We start from the raw sequence: 17,767 nt of genomic DNA, 5'->3' as shown, positions 1-17,767 counted from the left end.
GCGTGATGCCGGTCCTTGTCGGACCCGCCGGTCAACCCTCTTTCCGAGGCCGCAGTGCCATGCGACGCGAGTTCACGCGGGCTCAGAAGGTCGCGATGATCAAGCGCGCTCTGGATGGCAACGGTCGCATTCTCTGCGAGGGCTGTGGTCTCAATATCACCGGCAAGGCAATCGAGTTCGACCACATCATCCCTGAGGCTCTCATCGTCGATAAGAGCGCGGGCCTGGAGATCAGCGATGGACGCGTGCTCGGCCGCGACTGTTGCCACCGTCAGCCCGGCGGCAAGACCGCGACCGATCTCGCCGATATCGCCGAAGCCAAGCGTCGGGAGGCCAAGCATCTTGGCGTCCGGCCCGGCCAACGTCTGAAGGGAGCGGGCTTTGGCCTCTCTCAACCGCAACGATCGGCATCACGCCCCCTCGTCAAGCCCGCGGCCTGGCGTCGTGACGAGCACTAACCCCACCCACCCTGAGGAGAAAGACATCGTGGCGAGCCTCTATGCCCCGCCTTTTCGCATGCCAAACGCCGCGCGCTCGCGGCTGTGGCTCGCAACCGCCATCCTGGCGTTGCCCCTATCTTCCTGCACGACCCGCAGCGTGATGAACTTCAATCGCTTGGATGGCCGCGCTGATGCGGCGGCGGTCGCCCAATTCCAGCAGGATGATGCAATCTGCAAGGGCGAGGTCGCGAAAGCCCAAGCGATGGCCGCACCGATCTATATGGGACGCAGTCTGGCTGATGCGATGGAGGCGGGCATGAAGGAGGGCCAGCGCAACAACGCCTTGCGGCAGATCATGGTCGGCTGCATGGCCCAGCGTAACTACACGATGACGCTGATGACCGTGCCAAACTGAATTTCTGCGCAGCTCTTCGACGGCAAGCTCGCGCGCCCTCCACGCGATGAAAAACAGGCCGTCTTACAAGCCGGCCTGCCTGAACCGCGACTGCGGTCGGACAACCCTTTGAGGTCGCTCGCGCACGACCGGCGTGCGCCCCGTCAGGTATTTGAGCGCCTGGCTGGTCGAATCGACCTGATCGTCGTTCTTGCCAGCGGGAAATCCCATAAGCTCCGCCAGATAGCTCGCCAACCAATCGGCCTGCCGGGGCAGATACACCTGGCCCGCCTCAAAACCGCGCGGCCTGCGCCTGCAGCCGTGCGAATTTATCAAACCGCGCCTGCTGCAGCAGGGGGAAGAGCCGGCCGGTACGCCGCAGATCCTGCGACAGCGCCCGGCCCAATTCTGTCTCCTCGATCAGCGTTGCACTAACGTCATGCGCCCGGGCAACCTCATCATCCGGCGGCGCAACTCGGGGCTCTCCCAGCGGCCGCGGACCACGTCGAGCAGATAGTACTCCTGCCCTATCGCGCCCCACAGCGTGCCAACCGACCAGTCGGAGGCTTCTCCGATCGTCGAGGCTGTGTCCCAAGACGCAATCACGCACTCGAATGCCTCTGGCTTCACGTCATAATAACGCAGCCAGTCGCGCTTGGTCACGTTGCCTTCGGCCGCCAACGGGTTTTGCTGATACTGCGCCGAAAAGTTCTGCATCCCCAGATTGCGCTTAGTCGCTTCCAGCCATTCGGCGGGTTCACGCCCTGGTGCAGCACCTCGCCTGCACGACGCCGGTAAACTTCCTCGCACTCCATCGCCCAGACGATAGTGATAATCCTCGATGGCAATGGCGGGGATCGTCAGCTCCCATACTTCATTGTTCAGGACATGCCCTACCAGATCGTCCTGATGGAGCCGCTGCATCACGATGATAATGGCGCCGTGCAGCGTGTCGTTCAGGCGGGAGTACAAGGTGGAGTCGTAAAACTCTGTGACGCGCCGCCGTTCAGCCGCTGAAAGCGCTGCGTCCAGCCCCATGATCGGATCATCGATGATGATGAGGTCGGCGCCACGTCCAAGCACCGAGCCACCGACCGAACCCGCGAAACGCGAGCCTCGTTGGCTCGTCACAAGTTCGCCTTCGCGGTCGCTTGCGATCTCGAATTCAGGGAAAAGCCTCCTGAACCACGGGGTTCCACCCACGCTTCGGAACTCCACAGCACGCGAGAGTTCGTTGGCCCATCACCCAGGCGGTATAAGCGATGGAGACGCAGATCGATTTGGCCGAGCGCGGCGGCACATTGATGATCAGCGCTTTCATTCACCACGCTGGAGGCGCGTCAGCTCATAGGCGATGGCGTGGAGTGCCAGTTGTTGAGATAGGGCGTGCCCGGCTCGAGCGTGGCGAAGCATTGCGCGATGAAGCTCCCCAGATTCCGACGCAGGATCGCGTTCAGCAGAGCCGGATCACGCATGACCGCTGCCATTGCCCATCCGTAACAGCGCTGCTGCGATCAGCTTCTCGTCCTGTTCACTGGTCAGCGCCCTTTCCGAGCTCCTCGTGTTGTCGTTGAACCCGTCCAACTTCAGCAACAGCGCCATCGCCCGCAGGTTGCCTTCGATGCTCATCGCCAACAGCTTCTGATAGAGCGCCAGCGGGCTTACGATCAGGAGCTCGCGGCTGGAGTCGTGAGGCAGCGATCCGATCATCACCCGCGTGATACCGGCGCCTGCCGAGTTGCCGGAATCCCGGTGGAGCGATGTGCCGGGGCTTTCCGATACTGGTTGGCAGGCTCCTGTCAGATGCTGAACCTTGTGACCGGCCCGATCAAACGTCGGCAGGCCGCGCTTGGCACTCAGGCCGGACGCCGACTCGAACGCCGCCAAGGATGGAACGAATATCGAGTGCGACGAGGCGGAATGCCAGCCCGATCCTGACTGGAGCTGAATGGCAAGCAACTAGGCGAACATTTGGCCTGTAAAAGCGGCTCCTCTTCTACACACCAGTAGGGCGAGTTGGACGACCCGGATCGGCAGAATGAGGTCGCCGGGTCATTGGCCTGACCGTGAGGCTGGGTTGCCCAAGCGGTGGCTTTCTTTTTGGCGGGCATAAGGCCGATCTCGCCAACCCGCGGCTTGTAAGTTATGGCGTGTGCGTGAGCAACTTTCCCGAACAATCGAGAATGCGTCGCATTTGGCACGCGCGGCTTGCCCAAGGAAAGCAGGCATCACTGCCGCTCAATAGTGGCGAACGTTCGGAAATTCTTCGGAACGTGCGACTTCAATATCTGCGCGCTGCCGCCGCGCTGGCGGTGCTACTTTACCATGCATCCGTCGTCGTCGAACGGCACAGATAGCTATATATCAGTTTTCGGCGGCTTCTGGGGCGCCTATGGCGTTGCCGTTTTCTTCGCCCTCTCAGGATATCTGATGGGGGAACTCATCCAGCGAGACGTCAGCCGCCCGAATCTACCCTCCAATGCTGCTGGCCGTGACGGTTTTCTGGGTCGCCTTCCTCGCCGCCGGATTTCCTCGCATTATCGATATCTCGGGCTCTCCCTCACAAGCGCGGAGCTCAGCACCTCACCGTCCATCCTCGCCGAGGTCGACGCAGTCCAGCGGCTTCCAGATGTGACGTTGGAGGTGCGCGGCTACGCCATTAACCTCAATAAGCCGAACCTGACCTCGCACGCTGCGGTCACGCAAAGGGGCCGCATTATCTCTATGGAGCGTTCCCGGCGCATTCGGCCGGGCCAGGCAAAAATCTGGTCAAGGCCGGACCTTGCCAATGTTCGCTTCGGCTTAGTCTTGATGGTCCCGAAGGGCGTCGAATGCTCGTCTGGCAAGCTCGATGTCCGTGTCGCGCTTGAAGATGGGAGGATGATTGTTCCATCAATCGTGCCGCGGGCAGCGCTCTGCGACTGACAAAAGAACATCCTCGCCACTATCTCAGGCGGACATCTGGTCTAGGGGCCTAGCGATTTCAAAGTTGTGTAATGCATAAGGTGGGCCATGCCGAGGTTCAAGCGACTGACCTATCTTATGTTCTTCCCGGTCAAATAGCGCTCGCCCTTGCAGTCAAACGGCTCAAAATTCGTCCTGGCTGATGGTCGCTGCTGAGCAGAGCAGGCTTGTCAATCGCCTCTCATGGGCGGCAAGCCACGGCTCACCTGATTATGCTTAGCTGGTAGACGGGTTATATCGGAAGCCTGGGTGCAGTTGCTTCGCGATATTCCCCGGCACAGCTCGACACATCTGCAAATCTCAGACCCTTTTGTAGATATCCTTAATCCGCACGATGTCGTCTTCGCCGAGATAGGAGCCGACCTGCACCTCGATAAGCTCCAGCGGAATCTTGCCTGGGTTCGCCATGCGGTGGACGCAGCCGATCGGCAGATAGGTCGACTCGTTCTCGTGGACGACGATGACCTCGTCGTTGCGCGTCACCTCGGCGGTGCCGCGGACCACGATCCAGTGCTCGGCGCGGTGATGATGCTTCTGCAGCGAGAGCACGCCGCCGGGATTCACGGTGATCCGCTTGACCTGATGGCGCGTGCCCAGATCGATCGAGAGGTACTTGCCCCAGGGCCGCTGGATCTCGCAGTGGGCACCGGCCTCCGACTCGCCGGCAGCCGCGATCAGCGCTACCATCTCCTTGACCTTGTCTGCCTTGGCCTTGGGCGTCACCAGGACGGCATCGCGGGTCGCGATCACGGCGACGTCGTCGAGGCCGATCACAGCTATGAGCGCCTCTTCCGAGCGGATCAGGTTGTTGGCGCCGTCGAGCACGTAGCCACGCCCCTCGACGACATTGCCGCGCGCATCCTTCTCGGCCAGATCCCAGACGGCCGACCAGCCGCCGACGTCCGACCAGCCGAAGCCGCCGGCGACCACCGCAGCCTTGCCCGTCTTCTCCATCACCGCGTAGTCGATCGAAATCTTCTGCGCCTGGCTGAAGGCCTTCTCGTCCAGCCTGAGGAAACCGAGATCCTGTTTCGCCCCGGCGATGGCATCGGCGACGGGTCCCGCAACCTCCGGCGCGAAGGCCGCGAGCTCCGCGCGCATCGTCGCCGCGTCGAAGATGAAGTTGCCGGAGTTCCAGAGATAGCCGTCGAGCAGATATTGCTCGGCCCGCGCCGCGTTCGGCTTCTCGACGAAGGCGGCGACCTGGCGGGCGTCCGGGCCGATCTCATCGCCCGGCCGGATATACCCATAGCCGGTCGCCGGATGGGTCGGCGGGATACCGATGGTGACGATCCGACCCTGCGCTGCGGCGGCGCCGGCCCGGCGGCAGGCCTCGCGGAAGAGCTTCGCGTCCTGGACAATATGATCGGCGGCGAAGACGCCGACGATTGCTTGCTCGTCGCGGGCGAGCGCAAGCTCCGTCGCCGCGGCGACGGCCGCCGCGGAATCGCGGCGGCTCGGCTCCAGCACGATGTCGGCGGAGATGCCGATCGCCTGCAACTGATCCTGCACCGTGAAGCGATATTCCGCGTTGGTGATCACGATCGCCGGCTCGAAGACGGAGGTGTCCGAGAGCAGTTGCATCGCGCGTTGGAAGGTCGATTCCTGCCCGAGCAACGCGATGAACTGTTTCGGCATCGAGTCTCGCGAGACCGGCCAGAGCCGCGTCCCGGCTCCGCCGCACATCACCACAGGCATGATTTTCGACGGCATTTTTACAACTCTCAAGTTAGCACCGCTCTCTAAGCTGCCGGTTGCAACAGTACAAGAATAAATCTCGCCGTGCTGAAACAATCGTGCAGTCTACGTTGCGAAGATGGATTGGTGCGAAAATTCCGATGCTGACGCTGCTTCGAGAAGCCGTGCGCCAGCCAATGGATTCCCTCTCTCCTTCATGATGAGAAGGTCCTTGTCCGGTATCTGAAGGGGTGACGGCCTTGGATCGAGTGTGGCGCAGGCTTTTGCAGAGTAAAAAACTCGAAAGGCACGGAATTTCTGCGCTTTCTCAGAGATTCAAACACAGGTTGTCACGGAGTATTTATAGAGTTAATCGTTGAGTTGTAATAATTAGATGGGAATAGATGGTTGGTAAAAATTGTATTTATCAATAATTGGGTTAGAATCTGGAAGATACTACTCGGTTCAGAATCGAGGCATCTTTACGCTCAGATGCGACTCAATCCTCCCGCCCCGGTTCTGATGCTTCCGTTGAGCTCAGCCTAAGCGTGTTCGGCTGCGCCCCCGCGACCGGCTTCGAGTCGCACTGCTAAGCTCAACCTCATTGAGCTCGGTTACCGCGCTGCGCCGCTGAAGCTTATCCGTTTCGGAGCCTTCGGCTCCACCTTGTTTCCCTCACCCTGACCGGGCGCGTGACGCCCTGCAAGCTGGCCGGAGCCGATCCAGGCCAGGAATGCGGACGGCTGCCCGGTTGGCTCTGATGTGTCCATGAAGCTGGAGAGAGATCGATGACGGCATTGGCCCGCAGACGCCTTTTGAGAGAAACGACACCCGTCACATCGTCCTCTTCGCTACCCAGCCCGCTGAGTTTGCTTTCGGCAGCCTTGGAGCGTGGTGTGGATGACGGGGACCGTGAGATCAACGAAAAGATCCGGTTCTGTGGTGACGTTGGAGTCTGCCCAAGAACCCCGCCTCGGACTCGGCCTTCGACAGCGACAGCACTAAGATCATATTGGTGTCCAGCAAGTAGCCGCTCATGGATCAACCTACCCAAGTAATCCTGCGCCACCTGGCGCTTGAACTCGATGCTGTGGGACCGGCGTCGGGCCGTGTGCTTCCATCCTTCGAAAGCCCGCTCTCCGGTCAGTTGCTCACCGTCACGCTCTCCGCCTCAAGGGGCGCGCTCCATTCTTGTTCCAAATTAGATTGGGACGCTCTGCACCGCTCGCTGGCGCTACTTCTCGGCCGGAGCCACGTGCCTAAACCTCACCGTGACACTCGACCTCTTGCCCGCATTGGGCTGGGTCAATATGGCCGATCTGGATCGAATGGCCACGGCGGCGGCTGAGTGTAACCGCCGCCCTCGTCGCAATAGATGCTCTGAAGCCATCCGACGTCGACTTGGTGAAGGAGAGCATCAAGAGGTTTCATGGATCGGGTCGGGGTCGACGATGTTCCTGCCTTCCGGAAGTCCTGACTGCGGTGCGCGCCGCGCGCGAGACGGGTGAGGCATTGATCAGCCACGGGCCGCAAGCCGTCGTCACCGTCCTTCTGGGTGGGGGGCTGCACGGCCATCTGACTCGCGATCAAGGGAGCAAAAGTGATGTTGTCGATTCGCGCCGTCACAGCGGTCGGCGTCTGGCCCACGGCCGGGTTGTTCAGCACGGCGTTCTTCCTCTACGCGACACCGATGCTAGATGCGAAGCTGGCGCCGGTTTTGGCTGAGCAATCCGTTGAGTTCGACGGCGACGACGGTTCGCCTGGTCGCATGTGCGGGGAATGGCACTGGACCAAGGCGCATTATGCCGAGCCGATCCTGGTGTCCTGGTCGACTTTGATCGAGGGCACGGTTGTCAAATTTCCTGCGACACTGAGCGACAGGGAGATCGGCAGGTTCTTTGGAACTCTCAAGCCAATGCGCTCGGCCGGGCCGCGACGACCTTTGCGTCTCTATCCCCAAAGAGATCGACAAGGCTCCCGGCGTGACGATTTTCCCGGGCAGATCAGTTTCCGCATGCTGCACGGCTCTGGACGATCTGGCAGGAGCGTCCCGTCGTGCGTGTTCCGCCATTTAGCGGCGACCGTCGCCACGCCCCTGCAAAGGGCGGGCGTCCTCGGGCAACGCCTTTTCTCGCTCACTAGCAAACTATACCATGCAGTCACAGGTCGCTTGGGAGAGGCATGATAGACGTCGTTTTCGCTGTGGCTCTTGGACTTTTGGCCTGGCTGATCGTCGACCCATTTACCGGTGCTATTTGCGCTATTGCTGTCTGGTCTGCCATATCTTTGACCCGAATGGCTTTCCGAGACCGTTGAGGTGCAACCCTCTTCTCGCTGCTCACTTCCTCCAAACGGATTGGCCCCGTCGGCTCCGGCTGGGGGGGCTTTTTCATTTCAGCTGGTGGAACCTTGGACTGACGTCTCCGGCGGCTCCCTTTCTGGTTCGCGCGAACTGCCCCGCTGGCAATTGCCGACGGGTTTTTGTCTGCTCAATCTTGCGCCAGAGATCCAGCAGGAAGTCGGCGATGAGAGGAGAACCGGGTGGGCACCAGCACCCGCCGTCTTTTCGGATGAGGCCGCGGCGGCATCATCCGCTCCCATCGTTTGGAACGCTCAAACGCACACTTGGCATGGGAACAGATCAGCCGCATGACTAGAGCTTCAATTGATTACGCCGGGGCTTTCGCTTCCTAGCCTGACCCTTATTCCGGTTTAGGAAGTTTCCGTCCGATGTCTTCAACCAGTCTGTCTAACCAGCGTTGAGGTAAGCTCAGTGAGGTCAGGCGCCAGGCGGTGCCTTGCAAATTGAAGCCAAATGACATCGATCCATCCGTGTTCTCAGGGGCCCTGACTGTGAAAGCGGTCAGACCCGTGAAGCCCGATTGACGCCAGAGCGCCAAGCCATCCTGCATCTTGCTCAGTGAGGTAACGGTCACAGGCTCTGCGCCCAGCTGGCGCGGGGCGCGTGTTTCGGCCAAGATCGCTTCCAAAGCTTGTGGAGTGAAAGTCTCAGCGAGGTAGGCGTTGATGAAGCCGCCGACGATCACTGCTCCAGCTGAAGCGCCGAGCGGTGATTTGCGAGCGACGTCGGGATTCTTTGCCAGGAATGCGCGGGCTGCTTGCCTTGCAATCGACTGTCGAACGGCGGGCAAATCGATCCGGGACGCTACAGCCGACGTGTTTCGAGCGTCGAGGTCACGAGCAAACCGGGCCACACTGATGTAGGGCGAAGCGATATAGGCGATGGCGACGACAACAAGTGCGGCGCCCCCGATCAGCGCAATCTTCGACGTTCTCATGTGACCCGAACTAAGCCGGCAGGCGTCGGTTCCGCCAATATGAGGTCGGAACGATTCCGGTGGGACTACGGTTTTCGACTCCGTCGAGTGCGCGTTGCGTCAGGTATGCCCAGCGAATGTTTCGAGCCTATCCTCGGACACCGTGAGTAGCAGCCCATACGGCAGGAGGATTAGCGACAGGGTGTCCTCGATCTCCGCGTTCTTCCGACTTATCGCGCCTACACCGCCATCCTAGGCTGGATCGACAAGGTCGACGAGGTCCGGTGCTAGCCAGCACGTGAAGCGCGGGGGAAAAAGGATGGCGGCGATCCGACGCTTGATCAGCCGGCGCAAGCCTCGTTGATATATCGCTCGGACCCATAGCCGATCGGTCGCCGCCGATGTTTTCACCACTTCCGGCCCTTCCGCGGCCTCTCAGCGGTTCAGGACCCTGATTGGTCTGTTCGAAAGTAAAAATGAGTCTTGCTGCATTCCCGCTAAACGGGAAATGATGGAATCGAGCCGCTCGCAGAAGGTGGCCGCATCGGGAGGGCGGCATTTTGAGCGACCTGGCTGATCAATATGGCAATCTTCTGGGCCCGGCCAGGGGTCTGGATGCGATTGCCGGGGCTGCCGTAGGCAAGGTCGACCAGCGCAACCTCTATCTGCACTATCTGAGAGGTCTCGCCGCGCTCTTCGTGGTCCTCTACCACTGCTCCGAATACCTGTGGGCCTACCGGGGAGACGATCGCTTTCTGTCGATCTTCGGCGGCTTCTTCGGCGCATACGGCGTCGCGATCTTCTTCGCGATCTCGGGATACCTGATCGCCGAGGTCCTGCGACGGGACGACCCAGCGAGGTTTGTCATGAGCCGCGTCGCACGGGTCTATCCACTGATGCTGATCATGGTCGGGCTCTTCAGCCTGGCCCTGCTGATGGTCGGCGCGCCGCGCGGTATCAACCTGATCGCCCTCTCGCTCGTGCCGGCCGGGCCGCGCGGCTATTTCCTCGGCGTCGAATGGACGCTGCTCTATGAGATGACCTATTACATCGGCCTCGGCCTGCTCGGCTTCGTCGGGCTCGCCGCGCTCCGGACGCGCATCGTCATCGCCTGGCTCGGGCTTCTCTGCTTTGCCTACAGCCTGGGCGGGCGGGAGCACGTCGAGGCCATGCCAATCCTGAGCGCGATCCCGTTCAGCGTCGTGACATTCCCGTTCCTGCTCGGATACTTGGCCTCCGAGGCGCAGAAGCGCGGTTGGCTGCATCCGCTGCTCGCCTGCCTCGCCCTGCCACTCGCGGTTGCAAGCATTCTCTCGCAGGCGCATTTCCGGCTGTTCGTCGGGTTCTCTGCCAGCCTCCTCGTCGCCGGGCTGATCTGTGCGCCGGCGCTCGGAAGCCGGGGCCCGTTCGGCCGAGCCGGCGTGCGGCTGGGCGACGCGAGCTACGCTCTCTATCTTTGCCACGTGCCGGTGATCACGATCCTTGGCGCGCTTTTCGGCGCTAACGCGCCGGCGCCCCTCGTCTGGGTCTCTTGGCTGGTCTGCTCGATCGGCGTGGCTCTGCTGCTTGGCCCGGTCGACGTCGCCCTGTATCGCCGGTTGAAACGTGCTATCGATACCGCGCGCCCGGCGCGGCTGCAGGCGGCTGCTCTCGCCTTCATCGGCGCCTTCTTGGCGATCGCCTTCGTCACCGGGCGCGAGACGCGCCGCGCTGAGGCCCAATTGGAAGAGGCGCGCCGCATCCTGATGACGCCGACGCTATCGGAGGGAGGGGCCGTCCGGGCGGATGCCGATCAATTCGAGCGCTTGCCGAAGGGCGCTTGGGTGATCCGCGGGTATGCCATCGATCTCGCCGCGCCGGATCTTGCCGCGCATTTCGCGATCCGCCAGAACGGCAACATAGTCGGGATCGTGGGCACCCGCCGAGTACGGCCGGACGTCGCCACGATGTTCGAAAGAGCTGATCTGAAAGGCAAGCGGTTCGGCTTCATGCTGCTGCTCGACGGCATCGACTGCGCGAAAGGGCCACTGCAAGGCTTCATTGCCATCGAGGACGGGCGCGCTATCGAGCTCCCGGCCGATCGCCTGTCGGCGCTCTGCTCGCAATAGAACGTCACCGCCCCCCAAAACCGCGAGCAAGGTCGAGCGCTGATACCAGACGCTAGAGCCGCATGCTGCTGGAAAACTACTCCCCAGAACTGTTCTGCGCCCATCAGCGCGTCGGCGTCGGCGCCGATCGTATTGGTGTCGTTGACGAAATGTCGCCCTCTTCGGCAATCGCACGAAGCCGCTCCACCGCCCTGCGGTGTTGGGGACGGTCACGGGCGCATCAGATCGTGCGAGCGAGGCAAAAGGCCGTTTTCAGTGTTCTCGCTGGTCCTCGCTGCCGTTCCAACTTCGGCCGAAACTCAAGGCAGCGAGGCCAACGCTTTGGCGAGGTTCGCGCTGATTATTCGGTAACACACTCCGATGGTCTGCTGAGCCAATAGTCCGCTGTTGGCCTCACGACTGAATGGGCCAAATTCCCGGTGGCGCTGGAAAATCCTGATAGGACAAACCCGTGCCCGCTTCAGGGGCGAGCACGCTGCTGCGGCCGCACGATGCTCTGCGGTCGCTGACGGATGATCGGCGTGCGGGCCGTCAGATGCTTGAGCGCCTGGCTGGTCGCATCGACTTGGTCATCGTGCCGGGCCAGCGGGAAGGCCAGGAGTTCACTCAGATAGCCTGCCAGCCAATCGGCCTGTTGCGGCAGGAAAACCTGCCCGGCCTCGAAGCGGGCGGCCTGCGCCATCAGGCGGGCTGTCTTCTCGACCCGCGATTGCTGGAGGAGCGGATAGAGCGCCCGGCTGCGCCGCAGATCCTGCGATAGCGCACGCCCAAGCTCGGTATCCTCGATCAACGTCGCGTCAACCGCATGCCTTTGGGCGAGCTCGATCATCTTGCGTCGCAGCTGTGGTGCCTCCCAGCGACCGCGGACAAGATCGATCAGATAGTAGGTCTGTCCGACCGCCCCCCAGATTGTGCCGACCGACCAGTCGGAGTGCTCGGCCTGGGTGGAGGCCGTATCCCAGGAGGCGATGACGAAATCGAATCGGCTGGGGCGCTCATCGTAATAACGCAGCCAGTCGCGCTTGATGATCTGGCCCTCAGAAGGCAGCGGGTTCTGCTGGTACTGGGCCGAAAAGTGGAGCGTGCCGAGATTGCGCTTCGCGGCGGCGAGCCATTCATGGGTGTCGCGGCCGGGATGGAGCACTTCGCCCACCTTGCGGTGATAAAGCGCTTCCGCTCCCTCCCCAATCCGGTAGCTCTGGTCAATCTCGGCAATCGCCGGGATCGAGAGCACGTCCCAATCCTCCTTTTCCAGCACATGGCCGACGAGATCGTCCTCATGCAGGCGCTGCATTACGATGATGATCGCGCCATTCAGCCGATCATTGAGCCGGGAGTAGAGTGTAGTGTCATAAAACTCCTGAACCCGGCGCCGGGCCGCAGCCGAGGTCGCCGCCTCCAGCCCGTTGATCGGATCGTCGATCACAATCAGGTCGGCGCCGCGACCCAGCACGGATCCGCCCACCGAGCCGGCGAAGCGATAGCCCTGCTGGCTCGTCCTGATCTCCTGGCCGCGATTGGCGCTGATCGAAAAGCCCGGGAACAGCTCCCGGTACCAGTCGGAGGTAACCACGCTGCGGAATCCCGCAGCGTGGGTGAGCGACAGCTCATTGGCATAGCTGATCGCCATGATCCGCTTGCGCGGATCCTGTCCCATCACCCAGGCGGTGAAGGCGATGGTAACGCAGATCGACTTGGCCGAGCGCGGCGGCACCGTGATGATCAGGCGCTTGCAGTCGCCCCGCCGGACTCGCTGCAGTTGCCAGGCGATCGCGTGGATGTGCCAGTTGGGCCGATAGGCTGTGCCCGGCTCGAGCGTCGCAAAGCACTGGGCGATGAAGGTTGCCAGGTCGCGCCGCAGGATCGCGTTGAACAAGGCCGGCTCAGCCATCCCCGCCTCCCGCCTTGCTCCTACGCGTCACATAGTCTGCGATCAGCGCCTCCTCCTGGTCATTGGTCAGGATCGCCGTCCCCGAACCCATTGACTGCTCGTACTGGGCTAGGAGCGCAAACATGGTCTGCCGCGCCTTAGCATCCCCTTTTAAGGCCGCTTCGGCGGTCTTGTTCAGCAGGGCGGCGACGAATGAGATCGATTCCTGCCGGCCATTGCGGGCGACCTTGATCGGTTCGCCGAGGAGCTTGTCGAGCTCCTCGATCAGGCCCAGACGTGGCCTGCCCTTGCGGCGTCCCGACGGATTACCGCTCTGGCCCTTGCGGAAGCGGCTGTGCAGGGGCGGGCGCTTGTAGCCCACCCCGTCGAAATCATCGTCACGCGGCATCGCGGTCGCCCTCCGTCTCGAGGGAGGGCACATCGCCACGCATCCCCGCCATCTCGGCGAAGGTCAGCCCCGTCCCGGCGTGGCGCGCCTCGGCCTTGAACAACTTCTCCCAGCGCCGGATCGCGAGATCGACATAGAGCGGGTCGAGCTCCATGACATAACCGCGGCGCTTCGCCTTGGCAGCCGCGATCAGAGTCGTGCCCGAGCCGCCGAACGGGTCCAGGATGACGCCTTTCGGCTTCGAGCCATCCTTGATCGCATCCATCACCATCGCGCAGGGCTTCACCGTCGGGTGGCTGGCCAACTCCGCCATCCGGCCCTTGCGGAAGCCGTTCACCCCGGCATAGCTCCAAAGCGTCGTGCGATAGCGACCGTGGCGGCCGAGCTCGATGTTGTTGATGTGCGGCGCCTTGCCCTTCTTCCACAGCGTGATCAGCTCGGTCTGGGAGCGGTAGAGCGATCCCATCCCGGCATTCGATTTGGCCCAGGTGATCACGCTCTTCAGTGCGTCGAAGACCGCAAAGCCGGCATCGAGCGTCTCGTGCAGGTGCGGCCCGTCGATGCAGCTGAAGATCAAAGCGCCATCCTGCGAGGCCTCCGCGATCTCCCCGAACACTTCTTTCAGGAAGGCGGTGAACTCAGCCTTGCTCATCTCGCCCGAGGCCATCGCGAACGGCCGGTGTTTGATCTTGCCGAGGCCGCCGACGTGCCCATCGATCTTCACATTGTAGGGCGGGTCGGTGAAAACCATCTGGGCACGTTCGCCACCCATCAGCGTCTCATAGGCCTCTCGCTTGCGCGCATCCCCGCACAGAATGCGGTGCTCGCCGAGCAGCCACAGATCGCCGAGCCGCGTCACCGCGACCTCCTCGGGCTCGGGCAGCACATCCGCCGGATCCGCCTTGGCCGGCGCCGGCTCGGCGTCGCTGAGCAGGATATCGATCTGCGCGGTCTCGTAACCGGTGAGCTCGACGGCGAAGTCGATCTCGACCAAGTGGCCGAGCTCGAGCTTCAGGATCGCCTCGTCCCAGCCCGCATGCTCCGCCAGCCGGTTATCCGCGATCCGCAGCGCCCGGATCTGATCCTGGCTCAGATGGTCGAGGCGGATCGTCGGCACCGTCTGCCTGCCGAGCAGCTTGGCCGCCTCGTAGCGGCCGTGGCCCGCCACGATCTCGCCCTCGCCGTCGATCAGGACCGGCGTCACAAAGCCGAACGCCTTGATGCTGTCCGCGACCAGGTGGATCTGCTTCTGCGAATGCGTCCGCGCGTTGCGCGCCGACGGCTTCAGCTGCGACAACGGACGCTCGACGATCTGCGGAGCGAAGCTCGCAACCGCCTGGCGGAGTACCGGATCCTCTGCAACCGCGCCGCCACGCTGGCGAAGACGGACGGAGGGTTTGGGCGTCTTGGGGGTATCGTTCGAAGACATTGCGATCGTGTCCTTTTGCAAGGAGACGACCAGGCCTGGTGAGCACCCGTGGCAAAGCAGACCCAGAACGCATCGCTGCGCCGGGGATCTACTCCGCCTAACGAGAGCTGCTCACCTCACGGTAAAATGCCTCAATTAGGTAGGATGCCGGACTGATCGGTCTCGGCTGAACGCCCTGCGATTTTGCGGGACGCGCTGATAAACTAGTGGCGATCGTTCGCCTTCGCAAGAGGGTGGGATCGACAAAACGTCAACGATTCTAGCGGCATAGAGTGTCTTTGTCAGCTCCCGGCTACCAGCGCGAGGGGCGCAACTCCGTCGCACCCCTCGCGCTGGCGCCGCGGCTGGCATCTCAGCCATCGCCAGGTCTGCTCCGTCCGCGGAGTGTCCCCTGCTCTAAGAGGAAGCGTTCCCTGCTCCTCGAGCCGGAATTCCCTGCTCACCTGAAGGGCTAAGCACCGTCAACGCCTTGGTGAACAAGCGCAAAGGTCGCCAAGCGTCATAGAAATTGGGAGAGAGATTGGCGGGAAAGTCCCTGCTTTTCCCTGCTACCAGGGAATCTAAGACCGCCACGAGGTGGGCATCGACTTCTGGCAGCCTAAAGGCCCGAAGCTGGCGAGATAAAGTATCTTCGCCGCCCCTGCTGTAAAGATGGTCACCGGCGGCCGGACCTTGCCGGGACGCGATTGGGCAAGCCGGCCTTCACCAGATCAGACCTCTGAGCGGGTTTTCTCGCTCACGCCTTCACTACATGCTCCGCGAACGCGCCATTCCGTTCGCAGGCGTTTCGCGTATCGACCACGAGTCGCGCCTCGGCGACGAGGGCTTTGTAGTCGACATCGTCGTGATCCGTGGCGATGAGCACCGCCTGGTAGGTGCCGATGACCCCATCGCGGAGACTGATCGACCGCCGGCCTGCCAGGGCGGCATGCTCGCGCGTCGGCGGTATCACCGGTACGAACGGATCATGGTAGTCGGCGATGGCTCCACGCTGTTCGATCAGCTCGATCAGCCGCAGCGCCGGGCTTTCGCGCATGTCGTCGACATTCTTCTTGTAGGCGGCGCCCATGACGAGGATCTTCGCGCCGTTCAGTCCGCGCCCGAAGCGTCGATCCAGAGCCTCCGCCAGTTTTTCGACGACGAGGCGCGGCATCGCCGTGTTGATCTCGCCCGCAAGCTCGATGAAACGCGCCGTGATGTCGTATTCGCGGGCTTTCCATGACAGGTAGAAGGGGTCGATCGGGATGCAGTGCCCGCCGAGGCCCGGCCCGGGATAGAACGGCATGAAGCCGAAAGGCTTGGTCTTGGCGGCCTCGATCACCTCCCAGACGTCGATGCCCATTTTGTCGTAGATCACCTTGAGCTCGTTCACGAGCGCGATGTTGACGGCGCGGAAGATGTTCTCGGTGAGCTTGACGGCCTCGGCCGTCGCCGAGGTCGAAACCGGCACGGTCTTGACGACCAGCGCGCTGTAGACGGCGTTGGCCAGTTCGAGCGCCTCGGCCCCGTCGCCGCCGACCACCTTCGGAATCGTGGAGGTGCCGAAATCGGGATTGCCGGGATCCTCGCGCTCGGGCGAGAAGGCCAGGTAGAAGTCGACGCCGCTCTTGAGGCCCGTCGCCTCGAAGATCGGCCGCATCACCTCATCGGTCGTGCCGGGCCACGTTGTCGATTCGAGCACGACGAGATGCCCCTTACGCAAGCGCGGCGCGATCGCGCGGGCAGTCGCCTCGACATAGCTCAGATCCGGCTCGCGATGCTTGGTCAGCGGAGTCGGTACGGCGATGATGATGGCGTCGACCTCGCGCAACTCGTCGAAATCGGTCGTCGCGCGGAAACGTTCTTCCTTGATCGCGGCGGCAATCGCCTCGAGCGGGATATGCTTGATGAAGTTTTCGCCGCGGTTGAGCTGAGCGACGCGCTTGGCGTCGATGTCGAAGCCGACCACCGGGAAGCCCGACTTGCACGCGGTAAGAGCCAGCGGAATGCCCACATAGCCAAGTCCGATGATGCCGACCTTGAAGCTACGATCGCGCACACGCTGCACGAGCGCGCTTACGGTCTGATCGTCGATCTTACTCATGAAGCCTGTTTTGGGATGATGAGATTTGCTCTAAGGACGTCGCCCAGTCACACAGCGTTAAGCGCCGGCCTGTCAAGCTGTATCGCTGACGTTCATATCGCGTTTCTGGTCTGAACCTCGCCCGAAATGCTGCGTACGGGCTGTCGATTTGTCATGGGCCACACCGTGCAACGAGATTGCGACATGCAAGGCCTGGTTGAGGTCCGAACGGTGATGACGGCATGACGCTGCGCATCGCCGTCACCGGTTGGACCGGCCAAGTCGTCTGCGCCATGCTTGAGCGCGTGCCCGTGGGGGTCGAGGTCGTCGCGCTCCGCCGCCCGGAACTCGATCTCGCCATTCCCCGGACGGTCGCGCCGGTGCTGCGCGCGGCCAGGCCCGACGTCATCGTCAATGCGGCCGCCTATACGGCTGTGGATCAGGCTGAGAGCGAGCCCGATCTCGCCATGCGCATCAACGGCCAGGCGGCCGGCGAAGCGGCGCGCGCGGCAGCCACCCTCGGCATTCCCGTCATCCAGCTTTCGACCGACTACGTCTTCGACGGAGCGCTCGACCGGCCCTACCGCGAGGACGATCCGACCGGGCCGATTTCGGCCTATGGCGCGAGCAAGCTCGCCGGGGAACAGGCGGTGGCGGCGGCCACGGCCAACCATGCGATCCTGCGCACGGCCTGGATCTACAGCCCCTTCGGCAAGAACTTCGTCAGGACGATGCTGCGTCTTGCCGAAACATGCGACGAGGTCGCCGTCGTCGCCGACCAACTGGGTTGCCCGACCAGCGCACTCGACATCGCCGACGCGATCTTCGCCGTGGCACGCAACCTGACCGGGCGAACCGACGAGGCATCCCTGCGCGGGGTTTTCCATATGAGCGCCGCGGGCGAAGCCGTCTGGGCCGATGTCGCGGAAGCGATCTTCGCGGAGCGCGAGCGGCTGGGCGGCAAGCCCGTCCGGGTCAAGCGCATCGCGACTGCGGACTACCCGACGCCAGCGCGACGGCCGGCGAATTCCAGGCTCGATTGCAACAAGCTCGGGCTTGCCCATGGAGTCAGATTGCCGGAGTGGCAAGGCTCGCTCCGGGCTTGCGTCGAGCGGCTTCTCAAGGAGCAGGGATAG

At 62.5% G+C, this 17,767-nt stretch carries 16 protein-coding genes; 6 read left to right on the top strand and 10 right to left on the bottom strand.

Annotation, left to right across the window (positions count from 1 at the left end):
• A partial coding sequence (locus tag AC2FAN_RS10295) for a hypothetical protein (protein WP_485173709.1) occupies positions 1-458 on the top strand: 458 nt, incomplete at its 5' end.
• 28 nt (positions 459-486) lie between these two features.
• Positions 487-855: a hypothetical protein gene (locus AC2FAN_RS10290; protein WP_485173707.1), complete on the top strand. Its 369-nt coding sequence runs from the start codon at positions 487-489 to the stop codon at positions 853-855.
• A gap of 63 nt (positions 856-918) precedes the next feature.
• On the opposite strand, the gene AC2FAN_RS10285 is transcribed toward AC2FAN_RS10290, so the two are convergent.
• From AC2FAN_RS10285 to AC2FAN_RS10270, 4 genes are all read right to left on the bottom strand, one after another.
• Positions 919-1,116, bottom strand: a complete 198-nt coding sequence (locus tag AC2FAN_RS10285; RefSeq protein WP_485173705.1) for a hypothetical protein — start codon at positions 1,114-1,116, stop codon at positions 919-921.
• Between the two features lie 138 nt (positions 1,117-1,254).
• A complete protein-coding gene (locus tag AC2FAN_RS10280; protein WP_485173703.1) occupies positions 1,255-2,037 on the bottom strand; it encodes a hypothetical protein in 783 nt (260 codons plus the stop codon).
• A gap of 137 nt (positions 2,038-2,174) precedes the next feature.
• Complete coding sequence (locus AC2FAN_RS10275) at positions 2,175-2,309, bottom strand: hypothetical protein (RefSeq protein ID WP_485173701.1); 135 nt, start codon at positions 2,307-2,309, stop codon at positions 2,175-2,177.
• Complete coding sequence (locus AC2FAN_RS10270; protein WP_485173699.1) at positions 2,302-2,721, bottom strand: hypothetical protein; 420 nt, start codon at positions 2,719-2,721, stop codon at positions 2,302-2,304. The genes AC2FAN_RS10275 and AC2FAN_RS10270 overlap by 8 nt, the downstream gene beginning before the upstream one ends.
• Before the next feature lie 321 nt (positions 2,722-3,042).
• Between AC2FAN_RS10270 and AC2FAN_RS10265 the strand changes: the two genes are divergently transcribed.
• Entirely contained in the window at positions 3,043-3,759 is a 717-nt protein-coding gene (locus AC2FAN_RS10265) for a hypothetical protein (protein ID WP_485173697.1), read from the top strand.
• Positions 3,760-4,098: 339 nt separating this feature from the next.
• Here the strand turns inward: AC2FAN_RS10265 and AC2FAN_RS10260 are convergent, their stop codons facing one another.
• Positions 4,099-5,511, bottom strand: a complete 1,413-nt coding sequence (locus tag AC2FAN_RS10260) for a mannose-1-phosphate guanylyltransferase/mannose-6-phosphate isomerase (protein WP_485173695.1) — start codon at positions 5,509-5,511, stop codon at positions 4,099-4,101.
• 1,567 nt (positions 5,512-7,078) lie between these two features.
• On the opposite strand from AC2FAN_RS10260, the gene AC2FAN_RS10255 reads away from it, so the two are divergent.
• Complete coding sequence (locus AC2FAN_RS10255) at positions 7,079-7,660, top strand: hypothetical protein (protein WP_485173693.1); 582 nt, start codon at positions 7,079-7,081, stop codon at positions 7,658-7,660.
• Between the two features lie 517 nt (positions 7,661-8,177).
• Here AC2FAN_RS10255 and AC2FAN_RS10250 read toward each other — a convergent pair.
• Positions 8,178-8,774 carry a DUF2939 domain-containing protein gene (locus AC2FAN_RS10250; protein ID WP_485173691.1) on the bottom strand — a complete coding sequence of 199 codons (597 nt, stop codon included), beginning with the start codon at positions 8,772-8,774 and terminating at the stop codon, positions 8,178-8,180.
• Between the two features lie 539 nt (positions 8,775-9,313).
• On the opposite strand from AC2FAN_RS10250, the gene AC2FAN_RS10245 reads away from it, so the two are divergent.
• Complete coding sequence (locus AC2FAN_RS10245) at positions 9,314-10,861, top strand: acyltransferase family protein (protein ID WP_485173689.1); 1,548 nt, start codon at positions 9,314-9,316, stop codon at positions 10,859-10,861.
• A gap of 460 nt (positions 10,862-11,321) precedes the next feature.
• Here the strand turns inward: AC2FAN_RS10245 and terL are convergent, their stop codons facing one another.
• The 4 genes from terL to AC2FAN_RS10225 all read right to left on the bottom strand — a co-directional run bounded on the left by terL (position 11,322) and on the right by AC2FAN_RS10225 (position 16,652).
• Entirely contained in the window at positions 11,322-12,752 is a 1,431-nt protein-coding gene (gene terL, locus AC2FAN_RS10240; protein ID WP_485173687.1) for a phage terminase large subunit, read from the bottom strand.
• The gene (locus AC2FAN_RS10235; protein ID WP_265051042.1) at positions 12,745-13,140 is read right to left on the bottom strand and encodes a DUF5681 domain-containing protein; all 396 of its coding nucleotides are present in this window, start codon (positions 13,138-13,140) and stop codon (positions 12,745-12,747) included. The genes terL and AC2FAN_RS10235 overlap by 8 nt, the downstream gene beginning before the upstream one ends.
• Positions 13,130-14,569, bottom strand: coding sequence for a site-specific DNA-methyltransferase (locus tag AC2FAN_RS10230; protein ID WP_485173685.1), 1,440 nt, complete (start codon positions 14,567-14,569; stop codon positions 13,130-13,132). The genes AC2FAN_RS10235 and AC2FAN_RS10230 overlap by 11 nt, the downstream gene beginning before the upstream one ends.
• Before the next feature lie 736 nt (positions 14,570-15,305).
• Complete coding sequence (locus AC2FAN_RS10225; RefSeq protein WP_485173683.1) at positions 15,306-16,652, bottom strand: nucleotide sugar dehydrogenase; 1,347 nt, start codon at positions 16,650-16,652, stop codon at positions 15,306-15,308.
• A gap of 227 nt (positions 16,653-16,879) precedes the next feature.
• On the opposite strand from AC2FAN_RS10225, the gene rfbD reads away from it, so the two are divergent.
• Positions 16,880-17,767 carry a dTDP-4-dehydrorhamnose reductase gene (rfbD, locus tag AC2FAN_RS10220; protein WP_485173761.1) on the top strand — a complete coding sequence of 296 codons (888 nt, stop codon included), beginning with the start codon at positions 16,880-16,882 and terminating at the stop codon, positions 17,765-17,767.

The sequence above is a fragment of the Allobosea sp. RIT-PG3_2 genome, assembly GCF_057321085.1.
The sequence above is the reverse complement of the archived record's forward strand: the minus strand, read 5'-3'. Positions and strand labels throughout refer to the sequence as shown.